Source organism: Streptomyces sp. NPDC048182, assembly GCF_043202555.1.
Lineage (GTDB): Bacteria > Actinomycetota > Actinomycetes > Streptomycetales > Streptomycetaceae > Streptomyces.
Genome location: NZ_JBIDAQ010000017.1, coordinates 54,259 through 71,920 on the forward strand (window position 1 = coordinate 54,259; position 17,662 = coordinate 71,920).

Here is a 17,662-nt window from a genome sequence, read left to right on the forward strand (position 1 = left end):
TACTTTTCGGATGAGCCGACCGGTAATCTGTTCGAGCCGCGTTCGCACCTTACGTTCGCACCTGACGACCCGCCCCGGAGACCTCGTTGCCCAGCCCCTACCGCGCCCTGTTCACCGCGCCCGGCACCAAGGGCTTCGCCGCCGCGGGCTTCGTCGGCCGGATGCCGCTGTCCATGATGGGCATCGGCGTGGTCACGATGATCTCGCAGCTCACCGGGCGGTACGGGCTGGCCGGCGCCCTGTCGGCCACCATCGCGCTGGCCGCCGCCGTGTTGGGCCCGCAGGTCTCCCGCCTGGTGGACCGGCACGGGCAGCGGCGGGTGCTGCGCCCGGCGACCCTGGTGGCGCTGGCCTCGGGGGCGGTGCTGCTGCCGGCCGCGCACTACGGCTGGCCGGACTGGGTGCTGTTCGCCGCCTGCCTCGGCATGGGCTGCGTGCCCAGCCTCGGCGCGATGGTCAGGGCCCGCTGGGCCGCGCTGTACGGCGGCACCCCGCGGCTGCACACCGCGTACTCCTTCGAGTCCGTGGTGGACGAGGTGTGCTTCATCTTCGGGCCGATCATCTCCATCGGGCTGTCCACCGTGTGGTTCCCCGAGGCGGGCCCGCTGCTCGCCGGCTGCTTCCTGGCGGCCGGCGTCTTCTGGCTGACCGCCCAGCGCGCCACCGAACCGGTGCCGCACCCGCGCGGGCAGCACGGCAGGGGGAGCGCGCTGGCCTCCCGGCCGCTCCAGGTCCTGGTGGTCACCTTCGCGGCGACCGGGACGATCTTCGGCGCCATCGACGTGGTCACCGTGGCCTTCGCCGAGGAGCGCGGGCACAAGGCGGCCGCCAGCGTGGTGCTCGCCCTGTACGCGGCCGGCTCCTGCGCGGCCGGCATGGTCTTCGGGCTGCTGCGCCCCGCCGGACCGCCCGAGCGCCGCTGGCTGCTGGGCGTCTGCGCGATGGCCGTGAGTATGATCCCCCTCCTACTGGTCGGAAACCTGCCGTTGCTGGCCGTGGCGCTGTTCGTTGCGGGGCTGTCCATCGCGCCCACGATGATCACGACGATGTCCCTCATCGAACAGCACGTACCTCGCGCGCGGCTGACCGAGGGCATGACCTGGGTCAGCACCGGCCTCGCGGTCGGCGTCGCGCTCGGGTCCTCCGTCTCCGGCTGGGTGATCGACGCGGCCGGGGCGCGGGCCGGGTACGCGGTTCCGGCGGTCGCCGGGGCGGTCGCGGTGGTGGTCGGTTTCCTGGGGTTCCGCCGGCTCAAGCGGCCGGCTCCGCATCAGGGAGGGATCGTTGAGCAGCACAGCGAGCGCGAGGAACGGCACGTGGCGTAACTGGGGCGGCACCGTCGCCGCGCGTCCCGCGCGGGAGGTCGCCCCGACGTCCGTGGAGGAGCTGGCCGAGGCGGTGCGCCGGGCAGCCGAGGACGGGCTGCGGGTCAAGGCGGTGGGCACCGGGCACTCCTTCACCGCCATCGCGGCGACCGACGGCGTGTTGATACGCCCTCAACTGTTGACCGGCATCCGGGAGATCAACCGTGCCGACATGACGGTCACGGTCGAGGCCGGCACCCCGCTCAAGAGGCTCAACATCGCCCTGGCCCGCGAGGGCCTTTCGCTCACCAACATGGGCGACATCATGGAGCAGACCGTGTCCGGGGCCACCAGCACCGGCACCCACGGCACCGGCCGCGAGTCCGCCTCCATGGCGGCGCAGATCAAGGGCCTGGAGCTGGTCACCGCCGACGGTTCGCTGCTCAGGTGCTCCGAGAAGGAGAACCCGGAGGTCTTCGCCGCCGCCCGGATCGGCCTGGGCGCCCTCGGCATCGTCACCGCGATCACCTTCGCCGTCGAGCCGGTCTTCCTGCTCACCGCGCGCGAGGAGCCGATGCCGCTCGACCGGGTGCTCGCCGACTTCGACGAGCTGTGGGCGGAGAACGAGCACTTCGAGTTCTACTGGTTCCCGCACACCGGCAGCACCAACACCAAGCGCAACAACCGCAGCGCCGGTCCGGAGCAGCCGGTGGGCCGCCTCCAGGGCTGGCTGGAGGACGAGTTCCTCTCCAACGGCGTCTTCCAGGCGGCCAACGTGCTCGGCCGCACGGTGCCCGCCACCGTCCCGGCGATCGCCCGGCTCTCCAGCAGGGCGCTGTCCGCGCGCACCTACACCGACATCCCGTACAAGGTGTTCACCTCGCCGCGCCGGGTGCGGTTCGTGGAGATGGAGTACGCCGTGCCGCGTGCGGCCCTCGTCGACACGCTGCGCGAACTGCGCGCCATGGTCGAGCGGTCGGGGCTGCGGATCAGCTTCCCGGTCGAGGTGCGCACCGCCCCGGCCGACGACATCGCGCTGTCCACGGCCTCGGGCCGCGACAGCGCCTACGTCGCCGTGCACATGTTCCGCGGGACGCCCTACCGGGAGTACTTCACCGCCGCCGAGCAGATCTTCACCGCGCACGAGGGCCGGCCGCACTGGGGCAAGCTGCACACCCGGACCGCGGAGTACCTGGCCGGCGTGTACCCGCGCTTCGGCGAGTTCACGGCGCTGCGGGATCGTCTTGACCCTGACCGGCTGTTCCTGAACGACCACTTGCGGAGGGTGCTGGGGCCGTAGCGGAGTCGTCGGGGGCGGGGTCGGTGCCGCCGGAGTCGTCGCCGCCTGTCGCGCCGGGGCTGGGCGTGGCCTTCGGGGTGCCGCCGTCGTCCTGACCGCCCGCGTCACCGCCGGGCGTACCGGACGGGGTGGCGGCCGGGTCGTCGCTCCCGGAGTCCGAGCCCGAGCCCGAACCGGACCCGGTGCCGTCGGGATCGCCGGTGTCCTGCGACGCGCCCGGGCCGCCGGGCCGCTGTCCGTCCTCGGAGCCGCCGGAATCCCCCGTGCCGGGGTCGTCCGACCCGCCGGGATCGCTCGGCCGGTGCGGCGCGGAGCGGTTGTGACCGGAGAAGGCGTTGCCGACGGTGGTGCTGTGGCCGCCGCTCAGGTCGTGCCCGGACGCCACCTCGTACACGGTGATCCCGCCCATGGCGACGCCGAAGACGACGGCCGCCGCGACCACCGGCCGCCGCCAGCCCTTGTTGCGTGCCCGGTAGACGGTGCCCGCGGTGAACTCCCCGGCGGCCGGCCCCGCGGCCGGCGTGGCCGACGGCGTGGACGCGGTGGGCCGCACGGTGGCGGTGCCGACGGTGCGCCGGCTGCGCAGCTCCTCGCCGGTGCGGCTGAAGAAGTGCTGGAAGAGCGTGCCGCCGCAGGTGGCGACGACGCTGATCAGGCCGGCGCCGACGATCGTGCCGTAGACGCCGAACGAGGAGGCGAGCTTGGCGGCCACCACGGCCGCGAGGGCGCTGCCCGCGACCTGGGGCAGGCTCAGGTCGATGCGCCTGGTCCCCGTCTCCTTCCCCTGGTTCCCCTGGCCCGTCCCGGCCACGGCTTCGGGCTTCTCACGCATCCCGGTACCCTGCCTGCCTTTCCCGTGTGTGCGGTTCGCGAGTCCGGGCATCCGCTTCCTGGTCGGACGCCCGCACGAGAGGAGGACGTCCGACCGGAAACCATTAGTTCCGTTTCTGGTGATTGCGTGAACTTCGCCACGTCCAAGATCGTGAGACCCCGTGCGCGACGGCCGGAGAGCCGCTCTTGCCGGAAGCCGCACGGCGTGCCCACCTACGGACATGGCCCGAATGGAGTACTGTGGCGAGCCCTGGGTCCGGACCCCACAGGGTGCCCGCACCCTCAAGGACCAACTCGGCAAGGTTGTGGCAGGCTGCACCCGGGCAGGCCACACTCGACAGAGCGGAAGCAGCGACGCACGTGACGTCGGCAGGCACCACCCGGGAGGTCCCCATGCCCGAACTGCGTGTCGTGGCCGTCTCGAATGACGGCACACGGCTGGTGCTGAAGGCTGCGGACAGCACGGAGTACACGCTGCCGATCGACGAGCGGCTCCGGGCCGCCGTGCGCGGCGACCGTCCCCGTCTCGGCCAGATCGAGATCGAGGTGGAGAGCCATCTCCGCCCCCGCGACATCCAGGCGCGGATACGCGCCGGCGCGACCGCGGAAGAGGTCGCACAGATGGCCGGCATCCCCGTCGAGCGCGTGCGCCGCTTCGAGGGTCCCGTGCTCGCCGAGCGCGCCTTCATGGCGGAGCGGGCCCGCAAGACTTCCGTCCGCCGGCCCGGCGAGAACTCCGGGCCGCCGCTCGGTGAGGCCGTCCAGGAGCGCCTGCTGCTGCGCGGCGCCGAGAAGGACACCACCCTGTGGGACTCCTGGCGTCGCGACGACGGCACCTGGGAGGTCATGCTGGTCTACCGGGTCGCGGGCGAACCCCACTCGGCGAGCTGGACGTACGATCCGCCCCGGCGGCTCGTCCAGGCCGTCGACGACGAGGCGCGCGCCCTGATCGGCGAGACCGACGACCTCGCCGCGCCCGAGCCCAGCTTCCCCTTCGTGCCCCGCATCGCCAGGCTGCCGCGCGATAGGCCCCTGGACCGCAGCCTCGACCGCGAGCTGCGCGAGCCGCGGGAGCGGCCCAGCCTGCCCGCGGCCGCCGCCGACGCGGCCGAGGAGGCTCCGGCCGAGCGGGAACGGGACTCGCTGACCAGCCTCTTGGAGGCGGTGCCGAGCTTCCGCGGCGACCTGGTCGTCCCGGAGCGCCCGACGGAGCCACCGGCCGAGGAGCCCGTGGAGGAGGCGGAGGCGGAGGAGCCCCCGGCGCCCGCGGCGTCGGCCGGTTCCGCCTACGCCGACATCCTGATGCCGCGTTCGGTGGGCAGCCACCGCGACCGCCTGACCGGCTCGACCGACCGCCAGGCCGAGGCGGACGGCGTCCGCCCCGGGCGCCGGGCGGCGGTCCCGAGCTGGGACGAGATCGTGTTCGGGACGCGCCGCAAGAAGCAGGAGTAGGAAGAGGAGTAGGACGGACGGAAGAACGGAGGCCGGGCCCCTGAAGGGCCCGGCCTCCGGCCGCTATTGGGGCTCCGTCCCCACCGCCACCGGCCGCGCCGGGTCGGCGGACCACTCCGACCAGGACCCCACGTACAGCGCCGCCGGGATGCCGGCCACCGCCAGGGCCAGCACCTCGTGCGCACCGGAGACGCCCGAGCCGCAGTAGACGCCGACCTGCCCGCCCTCTTCCGCGCCCAGCGCCGCGAAGCGGGCGCGCAGTTCACCGGCGGGCCGGAAGCGGCCGTCCGGACCGGTGTTCTCCGTGGTCGGCGCGGACACGGCGCCCGGGATGTGGCCGCCGACCCGGTCGATCGGCTCGACCTCGCCCCGGTACCGCTCCCCCGCGCGGGCGTCGAACAGCACTCCGGAGCGGGCCAGCGCCGCGGCCCCGTCGGCGTCGAGCAGCCCCGCGGCACCGGGCTCAGGAGTGAAGTCGCCCTCGGCGACGGCCTGCTGCTCCGTGGACAGCGGCCCCTCCCACAGCGGCAACCCGCCGTCCAGGACCCGCACGTTCGGGTGACCCGTCCAGCGCAGCAGCCACCAGGCGCGGGCCGCCGCCCAGCCCTGTCCCCCGTCGTAGACGACGACCGGCCGGCTCGCAGAGACGCCCGCGCGGCGCATCGCGGCGCCGAACTCGGCCACGTCGGGCAGCGGATGGCGGCCCCGCGGGCCGGCCGCGCCGGCCAGCTCCTCGTCCAGGTCCACATAGACGGCGCCGGGCACATGGCCCGCGGCGTGGGCGGCGCGGCCGTCGAAGGGCGGGGCGCCGTCCGCCTTGGCGGTGCTCAGCTGCCAGCGGACGTCCAGGACCACCGGCGGGTGGGCGCCCGCCAGTTCGGTGGCGAGATCGGCTGCGGAAATGATGGCGTTCATGTCCCCATCCTGGCGTACCGAGTGGCCCGGCCGTCCATGTCGGGCTACTCTGCCCGCCGGACAACACCGATCACGAGGCGTGCCGGATCGGGCACATGCTGTATCACCCGAGCAGCCGGGCCGCCCGCACGGCACGGGTCCGTCCAAGCGGAAGCGGACGCACGGCCCGCACGGGGCCGAGAGAGAAGTGGCGATGACCGACGGACGGGGTCCGGCCGGCGCACCCTGCTGGGTGAGCCTCATGGTGCACGGACCGGCCGCGACGCAGGAGTTCTACGGGGAGCTGTTCGGCTGGGAGTTCCGGCCCGGGCCGCAGCAGCTCGGCCCCTACGTCCGGGCACTGCTAGACGGCCGCGAGGTGGCCGGCATCGGCCGGGTCCCCCCGGATCGCCGGCTGCCGCCGGCCTGGACCCCGTACTTCGCCGCCGAGGACGTGAACCGGACGGCGCAGGCGGTGCGTTCGTGCGGCGGCACCGTCGGCGTGGGCCCGCTGGACGCCGGCGACGCCGGGCGGCTGGCCATCGGCTCCGACCCCTCGGGGGCCGTCTTCGGCGTCTGGCAGGCGGCGGAGCACCTGGGCACCGCGGTCACGGGCGTCCCCGGCGCCCCGGCCTGGAACGAGCTGCTGACCTTCGAGTCGGCGAGCGTCGCCAAGTTCTACGAGCGCGTCTTCGGCTGCGAGCCCGAGCCGGAGGTCTCCGCCGACCTCGACTACGTCACCCTGTCCCGCGAGGGCCGGCCCGTCGCCGGCGTGCGGGGCCTGGGCGGCGCTCTGCCCCGCGACCGGGGGCCGCACTGGCTGACGTACTTCGAGGTGGCCGACGCCGCCGAGGCGGTGGAGCGGCTGACCGAGCTGGGCGGCCATGTCCTGCGGCCGGTACGGGAGTCGGGGCGGGGCCGGGAGGCGATGGTGGCCGACCCGGAGGGGGCGCGGTTCGCGCTGCTGGAGAGCCGCCGGGCCTGAGGAGGGGCTCCGCTCAGGCGTGCTGGACCGGGAGGACGTCCGGGGAAAGCGCCGCCGCGCGGGCCGTCGCGGCGGTGGTGCGGCGGCGGTGGTGGCGCCGGCACAGCACCTCGTAGCCGACCTCGTCCGGGGACTGCGCGACGTCGCCGACGACCACCTGGGCGCCCTCGACGACCATGACGCCCCCCACGGTGCGGGCGTTGTGCGTGGCCCGGGCCCCGCACCAGCACAGCGCCTCCACCTGGAGCACCTCGACGCGGTCGGCGAGTTCGACCAGGCGCTGGGAGCCGGGGAACAGCTTGGAGCGGAAGTCGGTGGTGATGCCGAAGGCGTAGACGTCGAGGCCGAGGTCGTCCACCACGCGCGCGAGCTGGTCGATCTGGCCGGGGGCGAGGAACTGCGCCTCGTCGGCGATCACGTAGTCCGCCCGGCCGCCCCGGGAGAGGTGGTCGACCAGGTAGGCGTACAGGTCCTGGCCGTCCTCGACCTCCACCGCGTCGGTGACCAGGCCGAGCCGGGAGGAGAGCTTGCCCTCGCCGGCCCGGTCGTCGCGGGTGAAGATCACGCCGGCCAGGCCGCGGGCGGAGCGGTTGTGCTCGATCTGCAGAGCCAGGGTCGACTTCCCGCAGTCCATCGTTCCGGAGAAGAACACCAGCTCGGGCATGACGGGGCGGGAACCTTTCACCAGGGGTGGACGGGGCATCGGTCGGTGGGGGTCAGGCGCGTGCTTCGAGCAGCGGGACGAGCTGTTCGGCCGGGGTCATCGAGCCGTGGTTGCCGACCATCGCGGACTCCTTGGGCTCCCGCTCGGAGGCGATGAGCAGGACGTCGTCGCGGGCGGCGGCGATGACGTCGCCGAGCCGGCCGTACACCCGGTCGTCCACGCGCGGGCCGAACCAGCCGGCCGCGATCGCCTCGTCCCGCGAGGCCACCCAGAACTGCTCGCCGAGCACCTCGCGCCAGCAGGCCAGCACGTCGCCCTGGGCACCAGGGACGGCGTAGACGTGCCGGGCGCGGCCCTCGCCGCCGAGCAGGGCGACGCCGGCGCGCAGCTCCCAGTCCTCGTCGAAGTCCCAGCGGTGCTCCTCGTCGAAGGGCACGTCGATCATGCCGTGGTCGGCGGTGACGTACAGGGCGCTGCGCGGCGGCAGCTGCTCGGCGAGGCGCTGGACGAGACGGTCGACGCGGCCCAGCTGGCCGCGCCAGGAGTCGGAGTCGACGCCGAAGCGGTGTCCGGCGCCGTCGACCTCGGAGTAGTACGTGTAGACCAGCGCGCGGTCGGCGCCGGCGAGCACCTCGGCGGCGAGGTCCATGCGCTCCTCGCCGGGCAGCCGGCCGTGGAAGGTGCCGCCGCTGAGCGCGACCTTGGTCAGCGGGGTGGCGGCGAAGGTCGGCGAGGAGACCTGGGCGGCGAGCACCCCGGCCTCGTGGGCGCGCTGGAAGACGGTGGGGTACGGCTGCCAGGCGGCCGGCTCGGTCCAGGGCTGCCAGCGCAGCTGGTTCATCAGCGCGCCGGTGGCCGGATCGCGCACGGTGTAGCCGGGCAGGCCGTGCGCGCCGGGCGGCAGGCCGGTGCCGACGGAGGCGAGGGAGGTGGCGGTGGTGGCGGGGAAGCCGGCGGTGACCGGGCGGCCGGTGCCGCCGCGCGAGGTGCCGAGCAGCGAGGTCATGAACGGGGCGTCGTCCGGGTGCGCGCGCAGCTGCTCCCAGCCGAGGCCGTCGATCAGGAACACACAGACCCGGTCGGTCGGGGCCAGCTCGGGAATCGAGGCGGTCATGCCGGGAACGCCGAGGCCGGCGGCCAGGGTGGGCAGCAGGTCGGCGAGGGAGCCGGTGCCGTACTCGGGCACGGGGGCGGAGGCGACGGGGAGTGGTTCCGGGTGGGTGTCCCAGGCGGCGGGCTGCGCCATCAGCGGGTGGTGTCCGCGGTCGCCTCGGAGAGCGCCTGCGCGAAAGCGAGCGCCTGGCGCACCGTCTCCGGGCCGTCCCCGGCCTCGCTCACGCGCAGGCTCAGGTCGTCGGCGGTCGAGGAGCCGGTGTAGCCGTGGTCGGCCTCGCAGTTGGGGTCGCCGCAGGCGGCGGGCTCCAGGTCGAGCCGGGCGACGGCGCCCCAGCCGATGGTCAGCACGATCTCGCGGGGCAGGGTGCCCGGCTTGTACTGCTCCGGGTTGGCGACCACGCGGCTGACGACGATGGACGAGATCCGGCCGAGCTTCACCGACTCCGTGGACGTGGTCGCGTACGGGGTCGGGGAGGTGTCGTCGGCGGCCTGCTCGTCGGTGTGGCTGACGATGAAGCGGTTGCCGGTGAGCACGAGCACCGTGACGTGCCGGCGCACCTCGTTCTGGTCGAACGTCGTCTCCTGGTGGACCAGGTACGACCGGACGGGCTCGCCGCCCACGGCGGCCTCCACCGCCTCGGCCACGAGAGCCGGGTAGTAGCCGCTGCGTTCGATCGCCGCCCGCAGCCCCTGGGTCGTCGTACTGGTCTTGGCCATGGCGTCCATCCTACGGGGGCCCACCGACTGCGCGGCACGGTCGTGCGGCCCCCGCGGGCGGGACCCCGGCCGGACGCCGGTCGGGCCCCGGCCGGGTCAGTACGCCGGGAGGGTGCGCGGGCCGAGGTCGTCCCTGGCGGGCGGCGGTGCGAGGCGGACGGTCGCGCCGAGGACGCTCAGGCCCTTCGGGGCGACGACGACCGGTTCGAGGGTGACGGCGACGACCTCGGGGTGGTCGTCGACCAGCCGGGAGACGCGCAGCAGCAGCTCCTCCAGGGCCTTGGTGTCCACCGGCGCCGAGCCGCGCCAGCCGAACAGCAGCGGGGCGGTGCGCACCGAGCGGATCAGGGTGGTGGCCTCGCGGTCGGTGACCGGGATGAGCCGGTGCGCCGTGTCGCCGAGCAGCTGGGTGGCGGGCCCGGCGAGCCCGAAGGAGAGCGCGGCGCCTGCGGCCGGGTCGATGACGGCCCGGACCAGGGTGTCCACGCCGCGCGGCGCCATGGACTGCACCACCGGGCGCAGCTCTTCGGGGCGGCCGAACAACTCGGTCAACTCGGCGTACGCCCGGCGCAGTTGCTCCTCGTCGGCGAGGTCGAGGCGGACGCCGCCCAGGTCGGCGCGGTGGCGCAGGTGCGGGGCGGTCGCCTTGAGAGCGACCGGGTAGCCGAGGGCGCGGGCGGCCTCCGCGGCGTCGTCGGGGGTGGGCGCGGGCAGGGCGCGGTGCACGCGGATGCCGTACCGGGTGAGCAGTTCGCAGGTCGCCGCCTGGTCGAGGGCGGGGCCCTCCGCGCGCGCGAGGTGGCCGGCGATCAGCTCGGCGGCGCCCTTCTCGTCGATGTCGTCGTACTCCGGCACCCGGCCGGGATCGGCTGACTCGCGCCGCCACTGCCCGTAGGCGACGGCCTGCGCGAGGGCGCGGACGGCGCGCTCGGCGGCGGGGTAGGCGGGGATGAGGCGGGCCTCTTCGGAGGGTGCCGCGGGGGCGGGCGGGGCGGGGGAGGCGGGAGACGCGGGGGTGCTCGCCACCGGGGCCGCCGGCCGCGCCTGCGGGGCCGTGCTCGTCGCCGCCGAGAGGGCCTCCGCGAGGCCGCCCAGCTCCACGTGGACCACCAGGACCGGCTTGGCCGGCACCTCGGCCGCCGCCGTGCGCAGGGCCACGGCCAGCGCCGCGTCGCCCGGGGCGCCCTCCCCCGGCGTCGGGATGGCGGTCACCACCACCGCGTCGCACGTGTCGTCGGCCAGCGCGCGGGCCAGCGCCGCGTGGAAGTCCGCCGGGGCGGCCGCCGTCGTCAGGTCGAGCGGGGGCTGGGGCCGCAGCCCCTCGGAGAGGCACGCGTCGTACGTCAGCAGGCCGAGCGACTCCGAGTTGCCGAGGATCGCCACCCGGGGCCCGGCCGGCAGTGGCTGGCGGGCGAGCAGCAGGCCCGCGTCGACCAGCTCGGTGATGGTGTCGACGCGGATCACGCCGGCCTGCCGCAGCAGCGCGGAGACCGTGGCGTGCGGCAGCCGGGTCGCCCGGACCGCGTGCCCCTGCGGTGCGACGCCGCCGTGCCGGGCGCCCTGGACGACGACCAGCGGCTTGGCGGCGGCGGTGCGCCGGGCGAGCCGGGTGAACTTGCGCGGGTTGCCGATGGACTCCAGGTACATCAGGGCGACGTCGGTGTGCGGGTCGTCGTACCAGTACTGCAGGACGTCGTTGCCGGAGACGTCCGCCCGGTTGCCGGACGAGACGAAGGTGGACACCCCGGTGACGCCGGTGACCCCGCCGCCGCGCCGGTGCAGCCGGGACAGCAGGGCGATGCCGATGGCGCCGGACTGGGCGAACAGGCCGATCCGGCCGGGGCGGGGCGACTCGGGGGCGAGGGAGGCGTTGAGCCGGACCTCGGGCGCGGTGTTGATGATCCCGAAGGCGTTCGGGCCGATGATCCGCATGCCGTACGAGCGCGCCTGGCGCACCAGTGCCCTTTGGCGCTCGCGGCCCTCGGGCCCGCTGTCGGCGTACCCGGCGGAGACGACGACCAGGCCCTGCACGCCGTGCTCGCCGCACTCGTCGACCACCTCGGGCACCCGCTCGGCGGGTACGGCCACCACGGCGAGGTCCACGGGCCCGTCGATGTCGCGCACCGAGCGGCGGGCCGGCACGCCGCCGATCTCCGTCTCGCCCTCGGCGAGCCCCCGGTTCACGGCGTGCAGCCGGCCGGTGTAGCCGGCGTCCAGGATGTTGCCGAGCACGCTGCGGCCGACGCCGCCCGGCGCGCGTCCGGCGCCGACGACCGCGACGGAGCCGGGCTGGAGCAGCCGCTGCACGGACCGCGCCTCGGCGCGCTGCTCGCGCGCGTACTGCACGGCGAGCGAGCGGTCGGTGGGCTCCAGGTCGAACTCCAGGCGCACCACGCCGTCCTCGAAGCTGCGCTTCTGGGTGTACCCGGCGTCCATGAACACCTTGATCATCTTGGTGTTGGCGGGCAGCACCTCGGCGGCGAAGCGGCGGATGCCGCGCTCCCGGGCGACGGCGGCGATGTGCTCCAGGAGCGCGGAGGCGACCCCGCGCCCCTGGTGGGCGTCCTGGACCAGGAACGCGACCTCGGCCTCGTCGGCCGGCGCGGAGGCGGGGGTGCCGCCGGGGCCGATCCGGTCGTAGCGCACGGTGGCGATGAACTCGCCGCCGACCGTGACGGCGAGACCGACCCGGTCCACGAAGTCGTGGTGGGTGAAGCGGTGCACGTCCTTGGCGGAGAGCCGGGGGTAGGGCGCGAAGAAGCGGTAGTACTTCGACTCGTCGGAGACCTGCTCGTAGAAGCTGACCAGGCGCTCGGCGTCGTCGACCGTGATCGGCCGCACGCGCGCGGTGCCGCCGTCGCGCAGCACCACGTCGGCCTCCCAGTGGGCGGGATACGCGTGCCGGTCCGGCGAGGTCTGCATGCGCCCCAGCGTACGGCTCGCGCATGCCGCGCGATGTGGGAAACTGGTCTAGACAACCCTGCACCAGGTCAACCCTGCACCACTCGAAGGGCAGCATCACATGGCTGAGCGCCGCGTCAACGTCGGCTGGGCCGAGGGTCTCCACGCCCGCCCCGCCTCCATCTTCGTCCGGGCCGCCACGGCCACCGGGGTCCCGGTGACCATCGCCAAGGCGGACGGCAACCCCGTCAACGCGGCCTCCATGCTGGCCGTCCTCGGCCTGGGCGCGCAGGGCGGCGAGGAGATCGTCCTGGCCTCGGACGCCGAGGGCGCCGACGCCGCCCTGGAGCGGCTGGCGAAGCTGGTCGCGGAGGGCCTCGAGGAGCTTCCCGAGACCGTCTGACACCGCGACCCGACGCCACTGCGGGCATTTCGCGTGGGCCGGGCCGCGCCCTCATTTCGAGGGCGCGGGCCGGCCTTTCCCGTTACGAGAAGCACCCCCGGTCAAAGGGAAATCCTCCCAAACTCCCCTTTCGAGATCCCGCCGGGAATTCCCCTCTTGTATACGGCGCCCGTGTTAATTCCCCGCGCTCGGTGTGTTTACGGCAGGTTGCATTCTCCTCACCCGCAGCCGGTGGGCCGGCGCCGAGCGCTCGGCGTGCAGCGCCATCAGCATCCGCGCCCGCTCCCCGTCCCCGCGGGTCACCGCGTCGACGATCGCGCCGTGCTCCGCCCAGCACTGCACCGCGCCGGCCGGCACGTCGACGACGTAGAGCCAGGCGATCTTGTGGCGCAGCTGGGTGAGCAGCGCGGTCAGGGAGGGGCTGCCGGCGGCCTGGGCCAGGGTCTCGTGGAACCAGCCGCCCAGGGCGCGCAGGTCCTCGGACCCGCCCTGGCCGGCCCGCTCCTGGCCGAGGCGGACCAGTCCGCGCAGCACCTTCAGGTGGGCCTCGCTGCGGCGTCGGGCGGCCCGCCCCGCGCCGAGCGGCTCCAGCAGGGCGCGGGCCTCCAGGAGGTCGGCGGCCTCCTGCTCGCTGGGCTCCGCGACGCAGGCGCCCGCGTGCCGCCGGGTCACCACGAAGCCCTCGGCCTCCAGGGTGCGCAGCGCCTCGCGGACGGGGACGCGGGAGACGCCGTAGCGGCGGGCGAGCAGTTCCTCGGTGAGGCGGCTGCCGCGCGGGTGCACCCCGGCGACGATGTCGTCCCGGATCGCCGCGCACACCGAGTGCGCCGGAATTCGCATGGCCGACCTCCGCCTTAATCCCCGTGAAACGCCGACGACGGACGCGTCCTCAGCGACTCTGGGTCAAGACTCTAGGCCAATTCGGCGTTCTTTCCGACCGCCGACCGGAATTCGGGGATGTTTTTCAGACGTGGACGCCGTGCGAGCGGAGGTAGGCGACCGGGTCCATGTCCGAGCCGTACTCCGGACCGGTGCGGGCCTCGAAGTGCAGGTGCGGTCCGGTGGTGTTGCCGGTGTTGCCGGACAGCGCGATCTGCTGGCCGGGGGTGACCGACTGGCCGACCGAGACGTTGATGGACGACAGATGCCCGTACTGGGTGTACGTGCCGTCATGCATCTTGATCACGACTTGATTGCCGTACGCCCCGCCCCAGCCGGTCGTGACGACCGTGCCGGTGCCGACGGCGTGCACCGTGGTGCCGCTCGCGGCGTGGAAGTCGATGCCGGTGTGGCTGCCGGAGGACCACAGCGAGCTGCTGGACTGGTAGCCGGTGGAGACGTAGGAGCCGCTGATCGGCGCGACGAAGGTGTCGAGGCGCTTGCGCTCGGCGGCGCGGGCGGCCCGCTCCTTGGCCTCGTGGGCCTCCTTGGCCGCCTCGGCGGCCCGCTCGCGCGCGGCCTCTTCGGCGGCCTTGCGGGCGGCCTCGTCCGCGGCGGCCTGCTCCTGGGCGGCGGCCTGGGCGTCGATCTGATCGGCTATCGAGTCGCCGATGGTGATGACGGGGGTGAGGCCGGTCGTCTCCGGCGCGGGCTCGGCCTGGGCGGCCAGCGCCGGGGCGGCCAGGGTGCCGACGACGCCGGTGGCGGTGAGGGCCGCGACGCTCGCGGCACGGGCGGTGGTGCGCTGCATCCGGCTGGGCCGGCGGTGCTTCCCGGTGGCGCGCGTGAACGCCAAGAGGCTCGTCCTTTCCTTCCCTCTCGCCTACCGGGTTAGCTGACGGGTTCGGAGCAGGAAGGTCTCCTACGGGCCCCCTCGCTCGCGCGCGGGCGTCCGATTCACCCCAGGGACTGCGATGGGTCCCCGGCTCCCCTGGCTCGCGCCGTACGGGGACTCGGCGATGGCTGTCCGGTGCCGCGGGTGCGGCGCACTGCCTGACGAACAGCCCGGATGACGCTAAACGCGGCTGTGTTCAATTCTCAAACGCAACACCGGTTTTGTTGCGCACACCACAGCACAGAGAGGCAGTCTCTCCCCAATTCGGACACAGCACGGCCCTGGTGACGTTTCCGTACCAGGGCCGTGCGGGGGCCTGCCGCGCGCGCGTGCCGCTACTCGGCGGCCACCACGGTCACTTCGCCGATGCCGAGCGCCTCGACGGGCGCCTTGATCTGCGCCGCGTCGCCCACCAGGACCGTGACGAGCCGGTCCACCGGGAAGGCGCTGACCACGGCGGCGGTGGCCTCCACCGTGCCGGTGGCGGCGAGTTGGCGGTAGAGCGCCGCCTGGTAGTCGTCGGGCAGGTGCTGCTCGACCTGGTCGGCCAGGGTGCTCGCCACGGCCGCCGCGGTCTCGTACTTCAGCGGCGCCACGCCCACCAGGTTCTGCACCGCGATGTCGCGCTCGGCGTCGGTGAGGCCGCCGTCGGCCAGGGTGCGCAGCACGGTCCACAGATCGGCCAGCGCCGGCCCGGTGTTGGGGGTGTCGAAGGACCCGCTGATGGCGAGCATCGCGGCGCCGGTGCCGTCGGGCGCGGAGCGCAGCACCTGCCCGAAGGCGCGGACGCCGTAGGTGTAGCCCTTCTCCTCGCGCAGGACGCGGTCCAGGCGGGAGGTGAGGGTGCCGCCCAGGCAGTAGGTGCCGAGCACCTGCGCGGGCCAGACCCGGTCGTGCCGGTCGGGTCCGGTGCGCCCGATGAGCAGCTGCGTCTGGACGGCGCCGGGGCGGTCCACGATGACGACGCGGCCGGTGTCGTCGGCGGTGACCGGCGGCACCGGCCGCGGCTCGGCGGCGGAGCCGGTCCAGGCGCCCAGGGTGTCCGCGAGCAGCGCGTCGAGGTCCAGCCCGGTGAGGTCGCCGACGACCACGGCGGTGGCCGTGGCGGGGCGCACGTGGCGCTCGTAGAAGGCGCGCACCGCGCCCGCGTCGATGGCCGCGACGGTCTCCTCGGAGCCCTGCCGGGGGCGGGACATGCGGGCGTCGGCCGGGAAGAGCTGCCGGGACAGCTCCTTGGCGGCGCGGCGCGAGGGGTTGGCCAGCTCGTGCGGGATCTCGTCCAGCCGGTTGCGCACCAGGCGTTCGACCTCGCTGTCGGCGAAGGCGGGCGCCCTGAGCGCGTCGGCGAGCAGGCCGAGGGCCTTCTCCAGGCGGGAGGCGGGCACCTCCAGGCTGAGCCGGACGCCGGGGTGGTCGGCGTGCGCGTCGAGGGTGGCGCCGCAGCGCTCCAGCTCGGCGGCGAAGTCCTCGGCGCTGTGCTTGTCGGTGCCCTCGGAGAAGGCGCGCGCCATGATGGTCGCGACGCCGTCCAGGCCGGCCGGCTCGGCGTCCAGCGGGGCGTCCAGGGACACCTCGACGGCGACGACCTGCTGGCCGGGGCGGTGGCAGCGCAGCACGGTGAGACCGTTGTCCAGGCTGCCGCGCTCGGGGGCCGGGAAGGCCCACGGCTTGGGCTCGCCGGCCTGCGGCTGCCCGTGGAATTCCATGGTGGCCAGGTCGGTCACTTGGCCGCCTCCTCGTTCTCGTCGCCTTCGGCGGTCTGGGGCGCGGTGGGCTCGTAGACCAGCACCGCGCGGTTGTCCGGGCGCAGGCGGGCCCGGGCGGCCTCCTTGACCTCCTCGGCGCTCACCTCCAGGACCCGCTGCACGGCGGTGAGGGCGAGCTGCGGGTCGCCGAACAGCACGGCGTACCGGCACAGTTCGTCGGCGCGGCCCGCGACCGTGCCGAGCCGGTCCAGCCACTCGCGCTCCAACTGGGCCTGGGCGCGCTCCATCTCCTCGGCCGTCGGGCCCTCCTCGGCGAACCGGGCCAGTTCCTCGTCGATGGCGGCCTCGATGACCGGCACCTCCACGTCGCCGGAGGTCTTCACGTCCAGCCAGCCGAGCGAGGGCGCGCCGGCCAGCCGCAGCAGGCCGAAGCCGGCCGCGACGGCGGTGCGGTCGCGCCGCACCAGGCGGTTGTACAGGCGCGAGGACTCGCCGCCGCCGAGCACGGTGAGCGCCAGGTCGGCCGCGTCGCACGCGCGCGTGCCGTCCTCGGGCAGGCGGTAGGCCGCCATCAGCGCGCGCGCCGGGACCTCCTCCTCGACGACCTCGCGCAGCTCCTCGCCCATGACGTCCGGCAGGGAGCCGTCCCGGGGGGCGGGCTTGCCGTCGTGGGAGGCGATGGAGCCGAAGTACTTCTCGATCCAGGCGAGCGTCCGCTCGGGGTCGATGTCGCCGACGACCGACAGCACCGCGTTGTTCGGCGCGTAGTACGTGCGGAAGAAGGCGCGGGCGTCCTCCAGGGTCGCCGCGTCCAGGTCGGCCATCGAGCCGATCGGCGTGTGGTGGTAGGGGTGGCCCGCCGGGTAGGCGAGGGCGGTCAGCTTCTCGAACGCCGTGCCGTAGGGCACGTTGTCGTAGCGCTGGCGGCGCTCGTTCTTCACCACGTCCCGCTGGTTCTCCATGGACTCCTCGTCCAGGGCGGCCAGCAGGGAGCCCATGCGGTCGGCCTCCAGCCAGAGCGCCAGCTCCAGCTGGTGGGCGGGCATGGTCTCGAAGTAGTTGGTGCGCTCGAAGCTGGTGGTGCCGTTCAGCGAGCCGCCGGCGCCCTGCACCAGCTCGAAGTGGCCGTTGCCCTTGACCTGGGCGGAGCCCTGGAACATCAGGTGCTCGAAGAGGTGAGCCAGGCCGGTGCGCCCCTTGACCTCGTGGCGGGAGCCGACGTCGTACCAGAGGCACACCGCCGCGACGGGGGTCAGGTGGTCCTCGGAGAGCACCACGCGCAGGCCGTTGGCCAGGCGGTGCTCGGTCGCTGTCAGGCCGCCGGAGCCGGCCTGGGCTGTGGCCGTGTGACCCATGGGCATGTACGTCCCTTCGATCGCGGAATCTTGGTGCCGGGTGGCGCGGAAGTGCCGCATTCCCGCCGCTCCCGCCACTGTATGCAAGCGTGCGGGCCACCGGCGCCGTTCCCGTGGCGGCTACGCCCACAGCGAGAATCGGCCCGGTGGGTCGGTACCCTGCGGGCAGCGCGCGCCGGGTCCCGGTCGGTCGCTGTCAGTGCCGCGGGCCACAATGGTCCGCGTCAGATCACCGTCCACGCTTCAGCAAGGAGCCGGCA

The 17,662-nt window shown here is 74.4% G+C and carries 15 protein-coding genes and 1 riboswitch; of the genes, 5 read left to right on the top strand and 10 right to left on the bottom strand.

Translation table 11 applies throughout. The annotated features are described in order from the left end of the window. Positions 1-86 precede the first annotated feature (86 nt). Positions 87-1,325: an MFS transporter gene (locus ACGFZL_RS27650; protein WP_393695712.1), complete on the top strand. Its 1,239-nt coding sequence runs from the start codon at positions 87-89 to the stop codon at positions 1,323-1,325. Further along, positions 1,285-2,604 carry a D-arabinono-1,4-lactone oxidase gene (locus ACGFZL_RS27655; protein ID WP_393695714.1) on the top strand — a complete coding sequence of 440 codons (1,320 nt, stop codon included), beginning with the start codon at positions 1,285-1,287 and terminating at the stop codon, positions 2,602-2,604. Before ACGFZL_RS27650 ends, ACGFZL_RS27655 begins: the two co-directional genes overlap by 41 nt. Here the strand turns inward: ACGFZL_RS27655 and ACGFZL_RS27660 are convergent. After that, entirely contained in the window at positions 2,528-3,436 is a 909-nt protein-coding gene (locus ACGFZL_RS27660; RefSeq protein WP_393695716.1) for a hypothetical protein, read from the bottom strand. The two genes, ACGFZL_RS27655 and ACGFZL_RS27660, sit on opposite strands and share 77 nt — an antisense overlap. Positions 3,437-3,828: 392 nt before the next feature. Between ACGFZL_RS27660 and sepH the strand changes: the two genes are divergently transcribed. Next, positions 3,829-4,887 carry a septation protein SepH gene (sepH, locus tag ACGFZL_RS27665; protein WP_355171399.1) on the top strand — a complete coding sequence of 353 codons (1,059 nt, stop codon included), beginning with the start codon at positions 3,829-3,831 and terminating at the stop codon, positions 4,885-4,887. Positions 4,888-4,950: 63 nt separating this feature from the next. On the opposite strand, the gene ACGFZL_RS27670 is transcribed toward sepH, so the two are convergent. Beyond that, the gene (locus ACGFZL_RS27670; protein WP_393695719.1) at positions 4,951-5,802 is read right to left on the bottom strand and encodes a sulfurtransferase; all 852 of its coding nucleotides are present in this window, start codon (positions 5,800-5,802) and stop codon (positions 4,951-4,953) included. 193 nt (positions 5,803-5,995) lie between these two features. On the opposite strand from ACGFZL_RS27670, the gene ACGFZL_RS27675 reads away from it, so the two are divergent. Continuing rightward, positions 5,996-6,766 (top strand): VOC family protein, encoded by a 771-nt coding sequence (locus ACGFZL_RS27675; protein ID WP_393695721.1) that lies wholly within the window; start codon positions 5,996-5,998, stop codon positions 6,764-6,766. A 13-nt stretch (positions 6,767-6,779) separates the two neighbouring features. Here ACGFZL_RS27675 and ACGFZL_RS27680 read toward each other — a convergent pair whose 3' ends face one another. The 4 genes from ACGFZL_RS27680 to ACGFZL_RS27695 form a co-directional block, all read right to left on the bottom strand. Next, positions 6,780-7,430, bottom strand: coding sequence for a thymidine kinase (locus ACGFZL_RS27680; RefSeq protein WP_355171405.1), 651 nt, complete (start codon positions 7,428-7,430; stop codon positions 6,780-6,782). Positions 7,431-7,482: 52 nt separating this feature from the next. Continuing rightward, a complete protein-coding gene (locus ACGFZL_RS27685) occupies positions 7,483-8,676 on the bottom strand; it encodes an alkaline phosphatase family protein (RefSeq protein WP_393695723.1) in 1,194 nt (397 codons plus the stop codon). Next, a complete protein-coding gene (locus ACGFZL_RS27690) occupies positions 8,676-9,272 on the bottom strand; it encodes a DUF5998 family protein (protein ID WP_355171409.1) in 597 nt (198 codons plus the stop codon). Before ACGFZL_RS27690 ends, ACGFZL_RS27685 begins: the two co-directional genes overlap by 1 nt. An 87-nt stretch (positions 9,273-9,359) precedes the next feature. Next, complete coding sequence (locus ACGFZL_RS27695) at positions 9,360-12,185, bottom strand: GNAT family N-acetyltransferase (protein WP_393695726.1); 2,826 nt, start codon at positions 12,183-12,185, stop codon at positions 9,360-9,362. A 100-nt stretch (positions 12,186-12,285) separates the two neighbouring features. Here ACGFZL_RS27695 and ACGFZL_RS27700 point away from each other — a divergent pair, with 100 nt between their 5' ends. Next, on the top strand, positions 12,286-12,567 hold the full coding sequence (locus ACGFZL_RS27700) for an HPr family phosphocarrier protein (RefSeq protein WP_062671404.1): 282 nt from the start codon (positions 12,286-12,288) through the stop codon (positions 12,565-12,567). 174 nt (positions 12,568-12,741) lie between these two features. Here the strand turns inward: ACGFZL_RS27700 and ACGFZL_RS27705 are convergent, their stop codons facing one another. The 4 genes from ACGFZL_RS27705 to ACGFZL_RS27720 all read right to left on the bottom strand — a co-directional run bounded on the left by ACGFZL_RS27705 (position 12,742) and on the right by ACGFZL_RS27720 (position 17,408). Beyond that, positions 12,742-13,407, bottom strand: a complete 666-nt coding sequence (locus ACGFZL_RS27705) for a GntR family transcriptional regulator (RefSeq protein ID WP_393695729.1) — start codon at positions 13,405-13,407, stop codon at positions 12,742-12,744. Positions 13,408-13,531: 124 nt separating this feature from the next. Continuing rightward, the gene (locus ACGFZL_RS27710) at positions 13,532-14,302 is read right to left on the bottom strand and encodes a M23 family metallopeptidase (protein WP_393695731.1); all 771 of its coding nucleotides are present in this window, start codon (positions 14,300-14,302) and stop codon (positions 13,532-13,534) included. Between the two features lie 9 nt (positions 14,303-14,311). Then, positions 14,312-14,475: riboswitch (cyclic di-AMP (ydaO/yuaA leader) on the bottom strand. A 201-nt stretch (positions 14,476-14,676) separates the two neighbouring features. Then, on the bottom strand, positions 14,677-16,065 hold the full coding sequence (locus ACGFZL_RS27715) for a pitrilysin family protein (RefSeq protein ID WP_355171418.1): 1,389 nt from the start codon (positions 16,063-16,065) through the stop codon (positions 14,677-14,679). Continuing rightward, positions 16,062-17,408, bottom strand: coding sequence for a M16 family metallopeptidase (locus ACGFZL_RS27720; protein WP_393695733.1), 1,347 nt, complete (start codon positions 17,406-17,408; stop codon positions 16,062-16,064). The genes ACGFZL_RS27715 and ACGFZL_RS27720 overlap by 4 nt, the downstream gene beginning before the upstream one ends. Between the last annotated feature and the right edge of the window lie 254 nt (positions 17,409-17,662).